The organism is Pseudorhizobium halotolerans (assembly GCF_902153235.2).
Classification (GTDB): domain Bacteria; phylum Pseudomonadota; class Alphaproteobacteria; order Rhizobiales; family Rhizobiaceae; genus Neorhizobium; species Neorhizobium flavum.
This window is the reverse complement of record NZ_CABFWE030000016.1, coordinates 1-18,781: the sequence shown is the minus strand read 5'-3', so window position 1 is coordinate 18,781 and position 18,781 is coordinate 1. Positions and strand designations below refer to the sequence as shown.

Here is an 18,781-nt window from a genome sequence, read left to right as displayed (position 1 = left end):
TGATGGCAGATTTTGTAGCGGTTATCCGCCGCGCTGTGGACGGTCTGGCGAACAACACGCCGGACATGCGTGCAAAAGTGTACGACAAGGCGCGCGGTGCGGTTCGGCGGCAGCTCGAAAACATGAAGCCCACGCCGTCCGAGGACATGATCCTCAGGCAGATGGGCAAGCTCGAGGCGGCGATCGAAGCCGTCGAGGCGGAGCATGCCGAGGCACTGCCGGCCGACGAACCTTCCGCCGCGCCGATACCACTGGCGCCTGATGTCGTTGATGAGCAGGAGCCGGTGCCCGAGCAGCCGCCGTTTGCCGAGGCCGAACCGGAAGCTCCGGTGGCATCTGCAATGGAGTGGCGGCAGGACGACGAGCTTCCGGCGACGCGGCCCGAAGACACCGGAGAGCCTTTTGGCGAGGCGGCGGAGAGCCAGGTCGATTACGGCCAGCCTGTTCACGAGTACGACCAGCCTGTCGCGGATCCGCATGCGGCAGAGCCACTTGCGGCGCACGAACAGGACTACGTGGCGCCGTCGGAGGAACCCGATAGATTCGCCGAAGCGTCAGAGGAGCCGTGGGCGCAGGAGACCGAGGCTCGCAGCCAGCACGACCAGTATCCGGACTTTGGGGCCGGACCGGCGGAAACCGGCGAACCGCCTCACGTGGAAACGGAGGTCCAGCCTGCCGCTTGGCCGGCAGAGGAGGACGCGTATCCCGCCCAAGAAGAGCCCCGGGTTGATCACGAGCCGCAGGAGACGGTCTCCCCGGTACCCCCGGTGGAAGAGGACCGGGGATGGCATCCCGAGGAGGTTCAGCCAGCCGCACCCGCTGCCGCGGACGAGTGGATCTGGCCGCCGGAGGAGCCTCGGAAGGATGCCACGCCTGCCTGGGATCAGGGCGAGTCATTCGAGACCAGCGCTCAGCCTGCGGATGCTTCGCCGGAGCACCAGCGCCTGATCGAACCGGTCGAGGCGCATTTTGGCGAGGAGACGCATGTCTCCGCCGACTCCGTGCGGATGCCGTCGGTTGCCGATTTCCCGGCCCTTGGGCAGGCCGAGCACGCGGGCCTGGGGCGGCCGGAAGACGAGGCCGCTTATGCCTCGCCGGTTGCCACCGACCAGCCGCCCCGGAAGGACGAAAGCGATCCCTGGAGCGATCTCGAGGAACTCATCGGCTACAACAAGGACGCGCTTCCTGCGGCCGGTGCGGCTGTTCTCGGCGCCGAGGCCGACGAGGACATGGTTCCGCCGCCGCCGCGCACCTACCGCGTGGCGCCCAAGAAGCGCAGCTATACCGGGCCGATCCTGGCATTGATCGGCCTGCTGATCGTTGCCGCCGGTGGTTATGCGCTCTGGATCAACAGAGACGCGATCACCGATGTCGCGGGCCTGTCCGACACATCGACACCCGCTGTAGCCCCGACGGCAACGACGGAGGAGCCGGCTGCAGAACCACCGGAAACGGTACAGGAGGCTGCTCCCCCTGAAGGTGAAGCCGCCGAAACCGACACCGCTCCTGCGGCGCCGGAAGACGGTGTTGCCGCGGACGCGAAGTTCACGCAGCGGCTGCTGCCCGATGGCACAGAGGTAGACGAAGGTCCCGCAGCGGCAGGTGCCACCGGGGAAGGACAATCGGTTGCGCAGCTGAACGCTCCACCTGCAACGCCTGCGGAAGCGGGTGCTGCTGCCGAGGCGCCGGCCGAACCGTCCGCCACTCCGGCGGATGCCGCGGCGCTCGCTGGCGAGAAAATGTTCCTCTACGAGGAGCGTCTTGGCCAGACGGCGCCGACGGCCATCGAGGGTGCCGTGTCATGGACCCTCCAGCAGGAAGCCGGCCAGAATGGCAGACAGGAACCTGTCGTGCAGGGCCGCATCAACGTGCCTGGCCGTGGTTTGACCGCGCTCCTGACGTTCAAGCGCAATACCGATCCATCGCTCCCCGCCAGCCATCTGGTGGAGATCGTCTTCGCGGTTCCGCCCGGTTTCGAAGGCGGAGCGATCGACAGCGTCCAGCGGATCGCGATGAAGCAGACGGAGCAGGATCGTGGGGACGCGCTGATCGCCGTGCCGGCGAAGATCACCGACGATTTCCACATGATCGCGTTGAACGATTTCCCCGACGCCCGGGCGACCAATATCGAACTTCTGCGGACGCGGAACTGGATCGATATTCCGCTTGCCTACCGCAACGGACGACGGGCGCTCCTGACCATGCAGAAGGGGGAGGCGGGAACCCAGGCCTTCAACGAAGCAATCCGCGAGTGGAGCGCGCTCAGCGGAAGCACAACACCGGCCCCAGCCCCGGCACCAGCGGGGCAGTGACAGGAAAGGCCGGCGGAGCGATCCGCCGGCCTTTTCTTTGGATGTCACAAAATCGTATCGCGATCAGGCGTCGACGACGCGCAGTGCATTGGCCTGGGCCAGTGCTTCCTTCTGAACCGCTTCCTGAACCTTCTCGAAGGCACGAACTTCGATCTGGCGGACGCGCTCGCGGCTGATGTCGAATTCGGCCGAGAGCTCTTCCAGTGTGATCGGATCATCGGCCAGACGCCTGGCCTGGAAAATACGGCGCTCGCGCTCGTTCAGGACGCCCATTGCCTTGGCGAGCATTCGCCGCCGCGTATCCAGTTCGTCCTGTTCGATCAGCACTTCTTCCTGGCTGTCCTGGTCATCCACGAGCCAATCCTGCCATTGTCCGGATTCGCCTTCCGTCGCGCGGATCGGCGCATTCAGGGAGGCATCACCGGAGAGCCGGCGGTTCATGGAAACCACTTCCTCCTCGGAAACATTCAGCTTGGTGGCGATCTCGGCCACCTGCTCGGGCTTCAGGTCGCCTTCCTCGATCGCCTGAAGACGGCCCTTCAGCCTGCGCAGGTTGAAGAACAGGCGCTTCTGGTTGGCGGTAGTGCCCATCTTCACGAGCGACCACGAGCGCAGGATGTATTCCTGGATCGAGGCCTTGATCCACCACATCGCATAGGTGGCGAGACGGAAGCCGCGTTCCGGATCGAATTTCTTGACGGCCTGCATGAGGCCGACATTGCCTTCCGAGACGACCTCGCCAATGGGGAGGCCATAGCCGCGGTAGCCCATGGCGATCTTTGCCACGAGGCGTAGGTGGCTGGTCACCAGTTGATGTGCGGCGTCGCGATCCCCATGTTCGGCGTAACGCTTGGCGAGCATGTACTCCTGCTGCGGCTCAAGCATGGGAAATTTGCGGATTTCATCAAGATAGCGATTGAGACCGGCTTCGCCGGCCGTAATCGACGGCAGTGTATTGCGGGCCATAAAGCACCCCCTTCCGATAGATTTCTCCTGGCTCCCTCTTCACGAGCGACAGGCGCTGAGGCGAGCCAAACGGCACGGATCATTTCCGATCCCGCACCGACCCAAGTGACAGATAAGTACGGCAGAACATTGATGCAAGCGGCGGGCCGGCATCACATGAACGTTATTCCATTACATATCTGTAATGAAGCTGCGCCTTCGATATGGTGCCTAACATCGCAGGGCGTCGACCAGTTCCTGCATGTCTTCCGGCATCGGAGCCTCGAACTCCATGACCTCCCCGGAACGGGGGTGCTCAAAGGCAAGGAGGAACGCGTGAAGGGCCTGCCGATTGAAGCGGCCGGCGACCGTTTTGGCCGGCTCCGGCAGGAGGTTCACCTTCGTCCGAAAGCCGCCGCTGTAGTCCAAATCTCCGATAAGCGGGCAGCCAATATGGGCCATGTGGACCCGGATCTGATGCGTGCGTCCCGTTTCCAGCCGGCATTCGACGAGCGAGGCGAGGGCGGTTGCGTCGGGTTTCTCGTGAAAGCGCTCGACCACTTCGTAATGGGTAATTGCCTCACGCGCGTCGTCGCTGTCCTCGCGCTTCACCGCACGCTTCGTACGGTCGCCGCCTCCGCGGCCGAGCGGTGCATCGATTGTTCCCTTCAACTGCTTCGGCCGGCCCCATACGACCGCCTGATAGGCCCGTTCCAGTGGCCCGGTCCGTCCGTGATCGGCGAACTGCGCGGCCAGGTGCCGGTGGGCAATGTCGTTCTTGGCAGCAACCAGCACCCCGCTGGTATCCTTGTCCAGTCTGTGGACGATGCCCGGTCGCCGGACGCCACCTATTCCCGACAGGCTCTCCCCGCAGTGGTGGATCAGCGCATTGACCAGGGTCCCGGTCCAGTTGCCGGCGCCGGGATGGACGACGAGTCCGGGAGGTTTCAGGATGACGATGACGTCCTCGTCCTCGTAGAGCACGTCGAGCGGTATGTCCTCGCCCTTCGGTTCCGGATCCTCCGGTTCGGGCAGAACAATCTCCACCGCATCGCCCGGCGCAATCTTCCGCTTCGGCTCGGTGCAGACTGTCCCCTTCAGCGAGACGGCTCCCTGCTCGATCAGGCCCTTGATGCGGCTGCGCGAAAACTCTCCCTCCAGCGCCGTTGTCAGCCAGGCGTCCAGCCGGCCTTGCGCGTCTTCATTGGCAACCAGCACTTTCCTTGGCGCACCGGCTTGTTTAAAGGGGTCGTTCATTCACGGTAATCCGAAAGCAGCGAGGACGTTCAGCAATGGCCCATCCTGATCCCGAGGAACAGGAAGAACCGCTTGATCCGGCAATGGAAAGGATCCGCCGGAAGATGGTACTTCTGCAACTCGTCTCGGGCGGCATTCTGTTCGTCTGCTTTATGGCGGTCCTCGCAGCGGTTGTCTACAAGGTCTCGCAGCGGCCGGATGATGCTCCCGTTGCCTCGTCGGGCTTTGCAGTGCCGTCGGACCAGCCGCTCACCTCTTCCGTCGATCTTCCAGCAGGGTTCGAGATCCAGTCGGTCTCGATCTCCGGTTCGCAGCTTCTGTTCTACGGGCGCGTTGCGGGCGCGCAGAAGGCACTGGTCTTTGACCTTTCGCTTGGCCGGATGGTCGCCGACGTCTCGGTCGGGACTGCACCCTGAGCCGTGGCCGCTGACCTGATCCGCATCTGCGATCCGGACGATGTGCGCATCGCCGAGTTCCGGAACATCCGTGAGCGCGACCTGACCGGCCGCGAGCACCGGTTCATTGCCGAAGGCACGGTGGTGCTGAGCATGCTTGCGGCCGCGCATTCGCGGAAAGATGCTTTCGCTGCGGGGAAGATCCTGCTTCTCGAGAACAGGGTCGCCGGACTATCCGAGGAATTGTCGGCCTTCCCCGCTGATGTGCCTGTCTATGTCGCGTCGGCCGAGGTTCTCGATGCGATCGCGGGTTTCCACCTGCATCGGGGCGTGCTCGCCCTTGGCCGGCGTCTCAGTTGCTTAGAGCCTGCACAACTGCTGGAGGGGCTGCCGGAGCGCTCGCTCGTGGTGGCCGCCTGCGGGATCTCGAACCACGACAATATCGGCGCGATCTTCCGCAATGCTGCGGCCTTCGGAGCCGATGCCGTCCTATTGGACGAGACCTGCTGCGATCCGCTCTACCGGAAGGCCTTGCGGGTGTCCGTCGGGACGGTGCTCAAGGTGCCTTATGCGAGGGGTGGCACGATCGCGGACAATCTCTCGGCGCTCGTGGAGGCCGGTTTTCATGTGTGGGCGCTGTCGCCTTCCGGATCGACCGACGTCCGCGATATTCCTGCGGCTCCCCGTGTCGCACTTGCGACTGGGACGGAAGGGGCGGGCCTTCCCCAGGATATTTTGGAGAGGTTCGATACGGCGAGGATCGCCCAAGCGCCGGGCTTAGACAGCCTTAATGCGGCAACCGCAACTGCCGTGGCTCTCTACCAGATCGCCGCCGGACAAGGCCGCATCTAGGTCAGCTTGCGGCCTCCTGGGGCGCACCGATCGCCGCTGCCGCGCGCGCGGCCAGGCTTTCGCGGTCGGCCGATGAGGTGGACTGCTTGGTGGCGAGAATTGGAAAGATCGGCGAATCCGGTCCTTCCGCCTTCGCCGTCAGCGCAACCATAGTCGCGGCGATCGACGCAAGTTCATCTCGCAAGGCTTCATCATGAACATCCGATTTCGCCTTCAGCAGCCGGTCAGAAAGCGCCCTGGAGCGATTGTGGACATCGTCGGCCATGGCGGACAGTTCGGGCGAGGCCGCGATCACATCGGAAATCGAAGCGTCTGCGTTACCATTCGCTTCAGGCAGTTCGGCAGCTTCGTTTCTGGGAGTCGAGACGTCCTTCAATGACACGCCATTGGACTTGCCAGACTTTCTTGAAACGCGGGACACTTCACGCGTTTCCGATCCGGAGTTCCTGAGCTTCTCCTTCAGCCGCTCGATCTCCTGAAGGCGTCTTTCGAGTGCATTCTCCTTGTCGCTGCGAGCGGCAATCTCGCGGGCGAGCTTGTCCTCCAGGCGCATGGCGCGGTGCTCTTCCTGAGACAGCCTCGTTTCTGCGTCCTTGGCCCGCGAGGTCTGCAGCTTGATGTCGGCCCGTAGCGCGTCGCGCTCGTCCCGAAGCGAGGTGATGCGGAACTTCAGGTTCTCGATCTCGGTATCGCGCGCCGAGATGTCGATGCGCAGACCGTCCAGGTCGGTGGTCATCTTCGCGAGTTGCCGCTCGAGGGTCTCGATTTCCATGCCCTTTGCCGCATCCGCCTCTTCGGCCGCCTCGACAGCCGCTTTCAGTTGCTGGATGTAGCTGTCTTCCTGGCGCAGGCGCGAACGCAGGTCCGCTGCTTCGACGTCCATGTCGTTGATCTGCATCTGCAGGTCGTGGTTCTCGGACTGGAGTCGGCGCGCCTCTTCCGCCAGTTTTTCGTGGCGCAGCTTCAAGGCCAGCGACTTGTCTCGCTCGTCCACCAGCTCCTGCTTTGTGCGGGCGTTCTCGGCCGCATACACAGCGCGTGCAAGATCCCGCTGGGCACGCACCTCCTGCGGGCTGATCGGCATGGTCGCCTTGAGGCGGTTCTCCGTGTACCGGACAATCCTGCCGTGAATGGCAGGCGCGATCAGCATTGCGAGGAGTGCGGCGGTCAGGAAACCCAAGCCGAAAAGAAGGGCGAACTGGATCACGATGCGGTACCGCCGGCCTGGATGGTTTGAGGGATTGCCAAGCCTTTAAGCATAACCCCTGTTCGCCCGCAAGCGAGTGCATCGTCGTCGAATGGTTCGGAATGCATGAAATCCCTCCCTGTGGCCGGAAGGGATAATCGGCTGGATCAGAATGGGTTCCACGTCGGTGAACGTGTCAGCTTCAGGTAGCCGACATTGATGCCGAGCCGCGCGCCGACGCCGGTGCGGATGGGCACCAGGACGACATCATTGTTGCGCATGACGGTCATGCCGACACCGGCGACGACGAAGGCAGAGCCGGAGACGCCGCCGAAGCGGGCGTAGAGGGCCTCGATCGCCGGCAGGTCGTAGACCAGCATCATCGCGCGAGACCCCTGGCCGCCATAGTCGATGCCCAATGACGGGCCCTGCCAGAAGACCGGGTGCTGGCCTGCGTTCTTCGTGTAAAGTTCGCCCTCGCCATAGGTCAGGCCGGCGATGAAGGCGCCCGAGCCCTCCTGGCCCAGGATATAGCCGTTCGGAAGGCCATACTGCTCGAAGGCTCTCTCCACGACCTTGGCCAGGCCGCCGCTGGTATTGCCGAAGAAGCTGTGGCCGGCGTCGATCACTTCCTGCGCCGAGTACTGGCTGCTGTCCTGCGCCAGCGCTGGCCGCACGGTTGCCGCGGTGATCACGAGCAGGGCGAGCATCGTCGCAGCAAGGCGGGCGAGGGGGGAGTTGTCATAAAGGCGCATCGTTCGGTCCGTCTTGTTTGTCGGTACGGGTGCGGGTTTCCCATATTGTGTCGAGGGGTCTTAACAATCGGTTTACCAAATATGTTGTCATTATGGCCGGGGTCACGCCATGTTCGCGCAACCTTGCTGAGGCATCAGCGGTCGCGTGACCAGCATCAGGAGAGAAATATGCCCAAGAACCCGAATCTCACCCTCGAAGGGCCAGATCTTGCGGCGCTCCTGTGCAGTCGCGTCTGCCACGACGTCATCTCGCCGGTCGGCGCGATCAACAACGGCCTGGAACTTCTCGACGAGGGCGCGTCCGACAGCGATGCGCTCGACCTGATCCGCACCTCGGCGCTCAATGCCGCCGTTCGCCTCAAGTTCGCACGGCTTGCTTTCGGCGCATCCGGTTCCGTCGGTGCGTCGATCGACACTGGCGAGGCGGAGAAGGCGGCGAAGGATTTCGCTTCGGCAGAGAAGAAGACGGAGGTGACGTGGAACGGACCGCGCGCCATCGTCGCCAAGAACCGCGTCAAGCTCCTGCTCAACCTCTTCCTGGTGGCCTATGGCGGCATCCCGCGCGGCGGCTCGATTGACGTCACGCTGGAAAACCCGGAATACGATGCCCGGTTCATCATCACCATCAAGGGGCGGATGATGCGCGTGCCGGCAAAGTTTGTAGAGATCGCTGAAAGCACGCTGGAAGAGCCGGTCGACGCTCACACCATCCAGCCCTACTATACCGTGCTTCTGGCGGAGGAATGCCGCATGGATCTCCGGCACGTCGTGTCGGAGGACAAGATCGTCTTCATCGCCGAAGCCCGTCCGACCTGATCGACTTTAAGACGTCCGGTAACCATTCCTTAGCGGCATAGGCCTATGCTGGAGCTTGTCCCTGTCCAAAGGCAGGGCCATTGGTGGGAGTGGTCAATGCAGCGCCTGATGATTGCCGATGGTTCGGATGTCGTCCGCAAGGTCGGAAAGCGTATCCTGTCCGAACTCGGGTTCGTGGTCGTCGAGGCCGAGAGCGCTCGCGAGGCGATCAGTCGCTGCCAAGCCGAATTGCCAGCCTTCCTCATCGTGGATGCCGCACTGGAAGGCGCCCTGGACGTGATCCAGGCGGTCAGGGGCCTGCCGAACGGCAAGGATGTCCGCATTTTCTACTGTGTCATCGAGGCGGACCTGAAGAAGATGATGCTCGGCAAGCGCGCCGGCGCAAACGACTTCCTGCTCAAGCCCTTCGACCGTAAGATCCTCACCTCGGTCTTCGGTGGCCTGGCGGTCGCCGCCTGATATCCCCTCCGGACAAGCGTATATCGACAGCTGCACGGCTGCGACTGTTCAAGCACTGCAGGGAGCGTGACCGCAACCTGTTGCCACATACAAAAACGCCCGCGGCAAGCGCGGGCGTCGTCAAGGCGATTGGGCGGGGTGCCCGTTCAGGCGATCTCGGCGTATTCGTTGCCTTCCGGCTCGCGCAGCACATAGCCGCGGCCCCAGACCGTTTCGATGTAATTGGCGCCGCCGGCCGCATTGGCGAGCTTCTTGCGCAGCTTGCAGATGAAGACATCGATGATCTTCAGCTCCGGCTCGTCCATGCCGCCATAGAGGTGGTTCAGGAACATTTCCTTCGTCAGCGTCGTGCCCTTGCGGAGCGAGAGCAGCTCCAGCATCTGGTATTCCTTGCCGGTGAGGTGAACGCGCTGACCGCCGACTTCCACCGTCTTGGCGTCGAGGTTCACGATGAGCTCGCCGGTGATGATGATCGACTGCGCGTGGCCCTTGGAACGACGAACGATGGCGTGAATGCGGGCTACCAGTTCGTCCTTGTGGAAAGGCTTGGTCATGTAGTCGTCGGCGCCGAAGCCGAGGCCGCGTACCTTGTCCTCGATGCCGGCCATGCCGGAGAGGATAAGAATCGGTGTCTTGACCTTGGAAAGCCGCAGCGTGCGGAGAACCTCGTAACCCGACATGTCGGGCAGGTTCAGGTCGAGGAGGATGATGTCGTAGTCGTACAGCTTGCCGAGATCGACGCCCTCTTCGCCCAGGTCGGTCGTATAGACGTTGAAGCTTTCCGATTTCAGCATCAGTTCGATGCTCTGCGCTGTCGCGCTGTCATCTTCGATGAGTAGAACCCGCATGTTTTTCCCCTTTACCGCCGCTCAGGCAGTCCGTCCCACCTGAGCGATACGGATCCAGCCGCGCCTGATTTGGAAGCTGCCACCAAATGGTTAACAAATTCTGATTCACTCTGGCAAGAGATATCGAACTTATTAAGCATAAAGCTCAGCCAACTGATTTACCATGAGGATTGGTCATCGCCTGACTTGAACCATCGCGTGAAGAAAACCCGCTAAGTGATTCATGCGACTCTCCATTGTCGCGCCCAATTTCGGCCTCGGCATTTACCGACCCTTAAATGATCACCCGTATTGTTAATGATGCCCGTAAACGAAAGGTTAACGCGGACGGAGTCTGGATTAACACGAACGGATATTTTTAACCGGGAGTGTATCGATCCGGTTACAGGCGGGGTGCCGCTACCCACGGAGTATTGCGTATGAAGTCGCGTGACAGCCTAGTTCGCCTGAAGGAATTTCAGGTCAATGAGAAACGCCGCCAGTTGCAGCAGCTACAGATGATGATGTCTGAGTTCGAGCGGATGGCGAAGGAACTCGAATACCAGATCGGTCTGGAGGAGAAGAAGTCCGGAATTTCTGATCCGGCCCATTTCGCCTATCCCACCTTTGCGAAGGCGGCTCGCCAGAGGGCAGACAACCTGCAGGTCTCGATCCGCGAGTTGAAGGTCCAGCAGGAGGCTGCGGAACTGGCGCTGGAGGAGGCCCAGGCCGAATTCGCCAAGGCAGCAGCCCTGGAGGAGCGAGACGGCGCAATGCGCGCCCGCGCCTGAACGAGCGGTTCTGGCGCATCTCACTCCTGACCTTTCGAGAACGTCCGCCGGCTTTCTGCCGACGGTCGCCTAAGTGCTTATCGCGTCCTTCCAATCTGAATGCCGTAGAGCCTGCGCACGCATGAACGGGCAGAGCGGCAGGATCTTCCAGCCGCCGCGGCGCGCCTCTTCTACGGCGTGCAACGCCAGCGCCTGCCCTACGCCCCGGCCGCGCAAGGCATCCGGAACACCGGTGTGATCAACGATAACAAGCGAGGCTGACGCGCGCGAGTAGGTGAGCTCTGCCTCGTGGCCCTCGATCCGTGCCACGGAACGGCCGCCGGATTTCGCCGGCTCATGTTCGATGTCCATTGATTTCCCCTATGCGCTGGGTAACACACCGCATACCGGGCGCACATAGGGAGGCCGGCCCCGAAGGGAAGGCTGGCGCGGCTCCAAGACCCCATGGCAGGCATCGAACAAGGTCGCCAATGCGAAAAGGCGCCGCGGTGTGGTCTCCCGTTCGGCGCCTAAGTTGCAAGTCGTTCCGTACCGGACCTAGTGCCGGTACTGCTGTATCCGTGTCGTCCGTAGACCGGCAAGCCCGTGATCGTTGATGGAGGACTGCCAGGAGAGAAACTCCTCGACGGTCAAGGTATAGCGCTCGCACGCCTCTTCGAGGCTGAGCAACCCGCCCCGAACCGCGGCAACCACCTCCGCCTTGCGGCGGATGACCCAGCGGCGGGTATTGGCCGGCGGCAGGTCGGCGATCGTCAGCGGACTGCCATCGGGGCCGATGACATATTTAACTCGGGGTCGTATCAATTCGGTCATGGGACTCTCTACACAAACACAAGACCACGGAGGGGAGCCTAGACCCGCAGTTTTAACATTTACCTAAATGTGGCGAAGCAATTGTTCCAGAAGCTGCCAGCGGTTGAAATCCGTCTGACGCCTCAGGCTTTGTGCCGATCGGACTTGTTTGCATATCTCTTCCACCTGCCTGATCGGTCGGCAAATGCTGCTGTTCGCGCCACCTAAAGCATCGCCAGCGACAGGTTCGTGCTGCCATCGCCGAGCAGAACCGTGGCGGTACCGCTGTGATGAAGGGATAGAAGGTCCCCGGCTTCCAGTTCCATGATCATGCTGGCGGAAAGTGTTCCCGATGAGCCGGAGGCGCCCGTGACCTGGAGGGCGGTCGGACTTCCGTTCGCGGCGACCGCAATCACATGGCTGGAGGAAGAGGCCGTCCTGACCTGCAGGCTCGCCAGATAGATTCCGCTTGCCGGCACCAGGATTGCGCTGCCACCGCCGGAGGTCGAGCCCGATAGCTCGAAGCCGCCGCGATTGACGCCGAAATGCGTGAAGCCTGTTTGCTGCCCGTTCTCCGGTGTCATGCTGGTGCCTGTCCGATAGGCCCTCATCGCCGGCTGGTTTGGTCGCGTGTGGCGACCACCGGCGTCGATGGCGAGCGCGGTCTTCCATATGCTTCCGTCGCTGACCTTTATCGAAAAGGCGTTTTCTCCGGCGAGCCCGAGTTCGGCATAGCCCGTATACGCTGTCTGGAAGAGCAGCGACCCGGTATCGCCGGCGGCGGCCTTGTTTATCTTCATCTGGTGGCCGCTTCCCGTATGGTCGAAAAGCGAGGCGGGGGAGGCGACAACCAGCCGGTTGGTGGCGTTACTGTCGGCATTGATCCCGATGCCCTCGAACCTCGGCGAGAGAGGCAGGACAGAACGCCACTCGTCCTCCCAGAAGACCTTGAGCGCGCCGGTCGTTGCAAACCATGCGCGCCAGCCGGTAAGAGGCTGGTGGAAGGTCCACCCACCATCCTGCCATGCCGCGATCTGTCCCTCCTTGCCAGACCACTCGCTGGAAGCTGCTTCTTTGACCAGGAAGCAGGTGCCCTCCGGTGGATTGGGCGGGGGATCGGCACGATCTTCGGCAACGGTCAGTTGCACCACCGTATCCAGAACAAGCAGTGCCTCATTGTGGGTGACATGCTTCTGTGCCTGAGAGGGAAGGATGAAAGGCATTTCAAGATTGGTGGTCCTGTCGGCCATTGTCTTTGCTCCGCTGATGGAGCTTCAGAATAGGCGGGGTGGAGACAGCGGGGATGGCGCACCAAGCAACTGGTTGTTTTTCTGATGCTGCATGCGCAAATTCGCACCCGCTCAAGCGAGCCTGCCAGGTGCGCGCGCGGGACGGAAACAGCCTTGGACGCGAGGCGCAGCAATTTTGGGCGAATGACTGCCTCGGAACCGAAAACTGCGCCTTTTCAATAGGCAGGCTGTTGAGAAAGACGCGTTTTCGCCTCGTTCTCGGCTTTTTGTCTTCACATTTGACCTGAAACCGGTATTGGATGCGCGCCGGAGCCCGGGAGACTCGCCGGGGCGGGAATAGAGAAGATGCGGCCTTCGGGAACCGCATCCAGGGGAAAATTGATGGAGTACTTTATCCAGCAGCTCGCGAACGGGCTGACGCTTGGATCTATCTATGGCCTGATCGCAATCGGCTATACGATGGTTTACGGCATCATCGGCATGATCAACTTTGCCCATGGTGACATTTTCATGCTCGGCGCCTTCGCCGCACTGATCGTCTTCCTTATCCTCACCTCATTCATCGCTGGCGTGCCTGTCGCGCTGGCGCTGCTGGTGATGCTGGTGGTCGCCATGCTGATGACCAGCCTGTGGAACTGGACGATCGAGCGCGTGGCCTACAGGCCTCTTCGCGGCTCATTCCGCCTGGCGCCTCTGATCACGGCGATCGGCATGTCGATCGTGCTGTCCAACTTCATCCAGGTAACGCAGGGACCCCGCAACAAGCCGATCCCGTCGCTCGTGACCGATGTCTACCATTTCGGCGCGATCACCATCTCCTTGAAGCAGATCATCATCATCGCCGTCACCGCAGTTTTGCTGACGATCTTCTGGTATATCGTCAACAAGACGCCACTCGGGCGTGCCCAGCGCGCCACGGAGCAGGATCGGAAAATGGCGGCGCTTCTCGGCGTGGATGTGGATCGCACGATCTCGATCACCTTCGTGATGGGTGCTGCACTCGCTGCCGTCGCCGGCACGATGTACCTGATGTATTACGGCGTCGCGACGTTCAACGACGGCTTTATCCCAGGGGTCAAGGCCTTCACGGCTGCCGTTCTCGGCGGGATCGGATCCCTTCCGGGTGCTGTCCTCGGCGGCCTGCTGATCGGTCTCATTGAATCGCTCTGGTCTGCCTATTTCACGATCGCCTACAAGGACGTCGCAACATTCGCGCTGCTCGCCTTCGTGCTGATCTTCAAGCCGACCGGCATTCTCGGTCGTCCGGAAGTGGAGAAGGTTTGACATGTCGCAAGCTTCTACTTCCGAAAACACGGGCCTCATGAGCAAGGCCCTGAAGGAAGCGCTCTTCGCGGGCGCCATGGCCCTCGGCCTCTTCCTTCTCTATGTCGGCATCGAGACGTACCAGAACATCAACAACCAGTTGGTCTGGCGCACCCGGTGGGGATTGCTGGCGATCTTCGTGGTCGTTGCCGCGGTCAGCCGGTTCATCGTCGTTGCCTTCGTGAAGCCGCACCTTGACAAGCGAAAGCTTGCCAAAGCCAAGGCGGGGGTCCCCGAAGTATCCGACGAGAAGGGGTTCTTCCACACGCACTTCCTCAAGATCGCGCTCGCTGGCATGCTGATCTATCCGTTCGTGGCGGTAACGCTCGCCGGAACGCAGGGATCGCTCAAGTATGTCGACAACTTCGGCATCCAGATCCTCATCTACGTCATGCTGGCATGGGGCCTGAATATCGTGGTTGGCCTCGCAGGCCTCCTCGATCTCGGCTATGTCGCCTTCTATGCCGTCGGCGCCTATTCCTACGCCTTGCTCTCCCAGCATTTCGGCCTGTCCTTCTGGGTCCTGTTGCCGTTGTCGGGCATCCTTGCCGCCTTCTGGGGCATCATCCTCGGTTTTCCGGTGCTCCGCCTGCGGGGCGATTACCTTGCCATCGTGACGCTCGCCTTCGGCGAAATCATCCGCCTCGTGCTGATCAACTGGACGGACGTGACCAGGGGCACCTTTGGTATCTCCGGTATCCCGAAAGCATCCTTCTTCGGCATCTGGTCCTTCGACGTCGGAGCAGCGAACAATTTCACCAAGGCGTGGGGACTCTCCATGTCCTCCGCCTACTACAAGATCTTCCTTTTCTACCTGATCCTCGCGCTCTGCATGCTGACAGCCTATGTGAGTATCAAGCTGCGCCGCATGCCGATTGGCCGAGCGTGGGAAGCCTTGCGTGAGGACGAGATCGCCTGCCGTTCGCTCGGCATCAATACGGTGACCACGAAGCTCACGGCATTTGCCATCGGGGCGATGTTCGGTGGTTTCGCCGGCGCCTTCTTCGCAACCCGCCAGGGCTTCGTCTCGCCCGAAAGCTTCGTCTTCCTGGAGTCGGCCGTGATCCTCGCGATCGTCGTCCTCGGCGGCATGGGGTCGCTGACAGGCATCGCCATTGCAGCGGTCGTCATGGTTGGCGGTACGGAGCTGTTGCGCGAGATGGAGTTCCTGAAGCACGTCTTCGGCCCGGACTTCACGCCGGAACTCTACCGCATGCTGCTGTTCGGACTGGCGATGATCACCGTCATGGTCTTCAAGCCGCGTGGTCTGGTCGGTTCGCGTCAGCCGACGGCCTTCCTCAAGGAGCGCAAGGCGGTCTCAGGCAGCTTTACCAAGGAGGGCCACGGCTGATGACCCTCGGAACGAACAGCATGAACAAGGACACGATCCTCAAGGTCGACCACCTGTCGATGAAGTTCGGCGGCCTGATGGCCATCAACGACTTCTCGTTCGAGGCCCGCCGGGGCGAAATCACCGCCCTGATCGGCCCCAACGGGGCAGGAAAGACCACCGTCTTCAACTGCATCACCGGCTTCTACAAGCCGACCATGGGCATGATCACCCTGCAGCAGAAGGACGGCCAGACCTATCTTCTCGAGCGGCTAAGGGACTTCGAGATCACCAAGGTCGCGAAGGTATCCCGCACCTTCCAGAACATCCGCCTGTTCTCCGGGCTGACTGTTCTGGAGAACCTTCTCGTGGCGCAGCACAACGCGCTCATGAAGGCTTCAGGCTACACGATCCTCGGTCTTCTTGGCCTGCCCGCCTATACCAGGGCATCGGCAGCCGCGATCGACAAGGCGAAATACTGGCTGGGCAAGGCGGATCTCACCGAGCGAGCCGATGATCCTGCGGGTGATCTGCCCTATGGCGCTCAGCGTCGCCTGGAGATTGCCCGCGCCATGTGTACGGGACCAGAGCTTCTGTGCCTGGACGAGCCGGCCGCGGGTCTCAATCCGCGCGAGTCGGCGGCGTTGAACGCGTTGTTGCATTCCATCCGCGACGAGGGCGTCTCGATCCTGCTGATCGAGCACGACATGTCGGTGGTGATGGAGATCTCGGACCATGTCGTGGTGCTGGAATACGGCCAGAAGATTTCCGATGGCACGCCGGACCACGTGAAGAACGACCCGAAGGTCATCGCGGCCTATCTCGGCGTCGAGGATGATGAAGTTGAAGAAATCGAGGAAAAACTGGATGAGGGGACCATCTGATGGCTGATGAACCTCTCCTCAAAGTCCAGGGCGTACAGACATTCTACGGCAATATCCGCGCGCTTGACGGCGTCGACGTGCATGTCAACCGTGGGGAGATCGTGAGCCTGATCGGCGCCAATGGCGCCGGCAAGTCGACGTTGATGATGACGATCTGCGGCAGCCCGCAGGCCCGCCACGGCTCGATCATATTCGATGGCGAGGATATCACGCAGCAACCGACGCATCTCATTGCACGGCGTCGCATTGCGCAGTCACCCGAAGGCCGGCGCATCTTCCCGCGCATGACGGTCTACGAGAACTTGCAGATGGGTGCGGGCCTCGACAACCTCAAATACTTCAACGAGGACGTCGAGAAGATCTTCACTCTGTTCCCGCGCCTGAAGGAGCGGCAGAGCCAGCGTGGCGGCACGCTTTCCGGCGGCGAGCAGCAGATGCTGTCGATCGGGCGCGCGCTGATGGCGCGGCCGAAGCTCCTCCTGCTCGACGAGCCGTCGCTCGGGCTCGCGCCGCTGATCATCAAGGGGATCTTCGAAGCCATCAAGAAACTCAACCAGGAAGAGGGACTGACGGTCTTTCTCGTGGAGCAGAACGCCTTCGCGGCACTGAAGCTGTCGGACCGCGCCTATGTCATGGTCAACGGCAAGGTGACCATGTCCGGAACCGGCAAGGAACTGCTGACGAATCCTGAAGTGCGCGCTGCCTACCTCGAGGGTGGGCGGCATTGATCGGCGCGACTGGGAGAGATTGAAATGCAAGGTTTATTCTTCGAAACGGATACCGGCGTTCGCTATGTCCTGCGCGCACTGGTCCTGCTGATCGGCTTCTGGACCGCGTGGCGGACTGGAAAGGCTGTGGCCGAGGGGTGGGACAATTATCCCACCGTCATTGTCTACACCTTGCTGCTCGCGATCGTGATGCGGTTCCTCCACTACGCGCTGTTCCAGGGACCGTTCATCAGCCCCTTCTTCTACGTCGTTGACGTTGTGCTGCTGCTGGTGTTCTCGACGATCGGATTCCGCATTTGCCGTACGCGCCAGATGGTCAATAACTACTACTGGCTCTACGAACGCACCTCAGCTTTCTCATGGAAGAAGAAAGATTGACAGTCACGGAAAACTGGCCTCAGATTGGGGAAAGGTTCAACCGTGACAAGACCTTAGAGTGGAACAGTTTCCGGCGCGATAATGGTGGGTATCGTGCAGGCTTTCTCAACCCAACCCGCTTATAAAAACTGGGAGTAACATGATGAAGAAGTCTCTTCTTTCGGCCGTCGCACTGACAGCTGTGGTCGCCTTCGGCGGCAGCGCATGGGCTGACGTGCTGATCGGCGTCGGTGGTCCGTTCACCGGCCCGAACGCTGCCTTCGGTGCGCAGCTCCAGAAGGGTGCCGAGCAGGCGGCTGCAGAGATCAATGCTGCCGGCGGCATCAATGGTGAGCAGGTCAAGATTGTCCTCGGCGATGACGTCTCCGATCCGAAGCAGGGCATTTCGGTTGCCAACAAGTTCGTTGCTGACGGCGTGAAGTTCGTGGTTGGTCACTTCAACTCGGGCGTTTCCATTCCTGCTTCCGAGGTTTATGCCGAGAACGGCATCCTGCAGATCACGCCGGCCTCCACCAACCCGGAGTTCACCGAGCGCGGCCTGTGGAACACCTTCCGCACCTGCGGCCGTGACGACCAGCAGGGCTCGATCGCCGGCGCCTACCTTGCTGAAAAGTTCAAGGACGCGAAGATCGCGATCATCGATGACAAGACCCCCTATGGTCAGGGCCTTGCCGAGGAAACGAAGAAGGCGATGAACGCTGCCGGCGTTACGGAAGTCGTCCGCGAAGGTGTCAACACCGGCGACAAGGACTTCTCCGCCCTCATCGCCAAGATGAAGGAAGCCGGCGTTTCGATCATCTACTGGGGTGGCCTCCACACCGAAGCTGGTCTGATCATCCGCCAGGCTGCCGACCAGGGCCTCGACGCCACGCTCGTTTCCGGCGACGGCATCGTCTCCAACGAACTGGCCTCGATCGCCGGCGACGCCGTTGAAGGCACGCTGAACACCTTCGGCCCCGACCCGCGCCTGGCCCCGCAGAACAAGGAGCTTGTCGAGAAGTTCCGTGCCTCGGGCTTTGAACCGGAAGCCTATACGCTGTACTCCTATGCAGCGATGCAGGTGCTCGCCGAAGCTGCGAAGAAGGCCGGTTCCAACGATCCGGAAGCCGTTGCCGAGGCAATGAAGGCCAACACTTTCGCGACCGCTCTGGGCGACATGGGCTTCGACGAGAAGGGCGACCCGAAGCTCCCGGGTTACGTCATGTACGAGTGGAAGAAGGGCGAAGACGGCAACTACAGCTACTTCCAGAAGGAAGACTAATCGCTGTAAGCAGTTCGCGGTTTTCGGAGGCCCGGCGCAAGCCGGGCCTTTCTGTTTCATCTGGTTGGTGGCTGGAGTTGCGGCGCTGGCAGACCTGTATTCCGCCGGCGTTCGATGCTTTCTGCAATTTTAACTTCCAGTCTCTCTGGTGTCCAGGTTGTGAGCTTGCCCCCAAGTTTTATCCAGTTTTGAGTTCGCTCCGGCGGTTTTGGGTTGCTGTGTTTGCGGCGGTAGCGGCGG

At 61.5% G+C, this 18,781-nt stretch carries 20 protein-coding genes and 1 pseudogene; 12 read left to right on the top strand and 9 right to left on the bottom strand.

What is annotated here, in order from left to right:
• Positions 1-2 precede the first annotated feature (2 nt).
• Positions 3-2,312 (top strand): hypothetical protein, encoded by a 2,310-nt coding sequence (locus FN060_RS20230; protein WP_142589774.1) that lies wholly within the window; start codon positions 3-5, stop codon positions 2,310-2,312.
• Between the two features lie 63 nt (positions 2,313-2,375).
• Here the strand turns inward: FN060_RS20230 and rpoH are convergent, their stop codons facing one another.
• A complete protein-coding gene (gene rpoH / locus FN060_RS20225; protein WP_142589773.1) occupies positions 2,376-3,278 on the bottom strand; it encodes an RNA polymerase sigma factor RpoH in 903 nt (300 codons plus the stop codon).
• Between the two features lie 210 nt (positions 3,279-3,488).
• A complete protein-coding gene (locus FN060_RS20220) occupies positions 3,489-4,514 on the bottom strand; it encodes an RluA family pseudouridine synthase (RefSeq protein ID WP_142589772.1) in 1,026 nt (341 codons plus the stop codon).
• A gap of 35 nt (positions 4,515-4,549) precedes the next feature.
• Between FN060_RS20220 and FN060_RS20215 the strand changes: the two genes are divergently transcribed.
• On the top strand, positions 4,550-4,930 hold the full coding sequence (locus FN060_RS20215) for a hypothetical protein (protein ID WP_142589771.1): 381 nt from the start codon (positions 4,550-4,552) through the stop codon (positions 4,928-4,930).
• Positions 4,931-4,933: 3 nt separating this feature from the next.
• Positions 4,934-5,761: a TrmH family RNA methyltransferase gene (locus FN060_RS20210; protein WP_142589770.1), complete on the top strand. Its 828-nt coding sequence runs from the start codon at positions 4,934-4,936 to the stop codon at positions 5,759-5,761.
• A gap of 1 nt (position 5,762) precedes the next feature.
• Here the strand turns inward: FN060_RS20210 and FN060_RS20205 are convergent, their stop codons facing one another.
• A complete protein-coding gene (locus tag FN060_RS20205) occupies positions 5,763-6,968 on the bottom strand; it encodes a coiled-coil domain-containing protein (protein ID WP_142589769.1) in 1,206 nt (401 codons plus the stop codon).
• 146 nt (positions 6,969-7,114) lie between these two features.
• Positions 7,115-7,702, bottom strand: coding sequence for a DUF1134 domain-containing protein (locus FN060_RS20200; protein WP_142589768.1), 588 nt, complete (start codon positions 7,700-7,702; stop codon positions 7,115-7,117).
• Between the two features lie 168 nt (positions 7,703-7,870).
• On the opposite strand from FN060_RS20200, the gene chpT reads away from it, so the two are divergent.
• Together chpT and FN060_RS20190 are read left to right on the top strand one after the other, a co-directional pair.
• Positions 7,871-8,518: a histidine phosphotransferase ChpT gene (gene chpT / locus FN060_RS20195; protein WP_142589767.1), complete on the top strand. Its 648-nt coding sequence runs from the start codon at positions 7,871-7,873 to the stop codon at positions 8,516-8,518.
• A 96-nt stretch (positions 8,519-8,614) separates the two neighbouring features.
• The gene (locus tag FN060_RS20190) at positions 8,615-8,977 is read left to right on the top strand and encodes a response regulator (protein WP_142589766.1); all 363 of its coding nucleotides are present in this window, start codon (positions 8,615-8,617) and stop codon (positions 8,975-8,977) included.
• Positions 8,978-9,123: 146 nt separating this feature from the next.
• Here FN060_RS20190 and ctrA read toward each other — a convergent pair whose 3' ends face one another.
• A complete protein-coding gene (ctrA, locus tag FN060_RS20185; RefSeq protein WP_077549495.1) occupies positions 9,124-9,825 on the bottom strand; it encodes a response regulator transcription factor CtrA in 702 nt (233 codons plus the stop codon).
• Between the two features lie 419 nt (positions 9,826-10,244).
• Between ctrA and FN060_RS20180 the strand changes: the two genes are divergently transcribed.
• On the top strand, positions 10,245-10,595 hold the full coding sequence (locus FN060_RS20180) for a flagellar export protein FliJ (protein WP_142589765.1): 351 nt from the start codon (positions 10,245-10,247) through the stop codon (positions 10,593-10,595).
• A 69-nt stretch (positions 10,596-10,664) separates the two neighbouring features.
• Here the strand turns inward: FN060_RS20180 and FN060_RS20175 are convergent, their stop codons facing one another.
• The 3 genes from FN060_RS20175 to FN060_RS20165 form a co-directional block, all read right to left on the bottom strand.
• Entirely contained in the window at positions 10,665-10,946 is a 282-nt protein-coding gene (locus tag FN060_RS20175; RefSeq protein ID WP_142589764.1) for a GNAT family N-acetyltransferase, read from the bottom strand.
• A 186-nt stretch (positions 10,947-11,132) separates the two neighbouring features.
• Positions 11,133-11,408: a CtrA inhibitor SciP gene (sciP, locus tag FN060_RS20170; RefSeq protein WP_007769470.1), complete on the bottom strand. Its 276-nt coding sequence runs from the start codon at positions 11,406-11,408 to the stop codon at positions 11,133-11,135.
• Between the two features lie 203 nt (positions 11,409-11,611).
• Positions 11,612-12,637 (bottom strand): DUF2793 domain-containing protein, encoded by a 1,026-nt coding sequence (locus FN060_RS20165; protein WP_142589763.1) that lies wholly within the window; start codon positions 12,635-12,637, stop codon positions 11,612-11,614.
• A gap of 381 nt (positions 12,638-13,018) precedes the next feature.
• On the opposite strand from FN060_RS20165, the gene FN060_RS20160 reads away from it, so the two are divergent.
• The 6 genes from FN060_RS20160 to FN060_RS20135 all read left to right on the top strand — a co-directional run bounded on the left by FN060_RS20160 (position 13,019) and on the right by FN060_RS20135 (position 18,541).
• Complete coding sequence (locus FN060_RS20160; protein WP_052639077.1) at positions 13,019-13,921, top strand: branched-chain amino acid ABC transporter permease; 903 nt, start codon at positions 13,019-13,021, stop codon at positions 13,919-13,921.
• A gap of 1 nt (position 13,922) precedes the next feature.
• The gene (gene livM / locus FN060_RS20155; protein WP_142589762.1) at positions 13,923-15,311 is read left to right on the top strand and encodes a high-affinity branched-chain amino acid ABC transporter permease LivM; all 1,389 of its coding nucleotides are present in this window, start codon (positions 13,923-13,925) and stop codon (positions 15,309-15,311) included.
• A complete protein-coding gene (locus FN060_RS20150; RefSeq protein ID WP_142589761.1) occupies positions 15,311-16,174 on the top strand; it encodes an ABC transporter ATP-binding protein in 864 nt (287 codons plus the stop codon). Before livM ends, FN060_RS20150 begins: the two co-directional genes overlap by 1 nt.
• Positions 16,174-16,902, top strand: a complete 729-nt coding sequence (locus FN060_RS20145) for an ABC transporter ATP-binding protein (protein WP_077549489.1) — start codon at positions 16,174-16,176, stop codon at positions 16,900-16,902. Before FN060_RS20150 ends, FN060_RS20145 begins: the two co-directional genes overlap by 1 nt.
• A 24-nt stretch (positions 16,903-16,926) precedes the next feature.
• Positions 16,927-17,280 (top strand): DUF6867 family protein, encoded by a 354-nt coding sequence (locus FN060_RS20140; RefSeq protein ID WP_142589760.1) that lies wholly within the window; start codon positions 16,927-16,929, stop codon positions 17,278-17,280.
• 142 nt (positions 17,281-17,422) lie between these two features.
• Positions 17,423-18,541 carry a branched-chain amino acid ABC transporter substrate-binding protein gene (locus tag FN060_RS20135; RefSeq protein ID WP_142589759.1) on the top strand — a complete coding sequence of 373 codons (1,119 nt, stop codon included), beginning with the start codon at positions 17,423-17,425 and terminating at the stop codon, positions 18,539-18,541.
• A gap of 56 nt (positions 18,542-18,597) precedes the next feature.
• Here FN060_RS20135 and FN060_RS20130 read toward each other — a convergent pair.
• Positions 18,598-18,781 (bottom strand): annotated as a pseudogene (locus FN060_RS20130) (hypothetical protein); the annotation flags it as partial.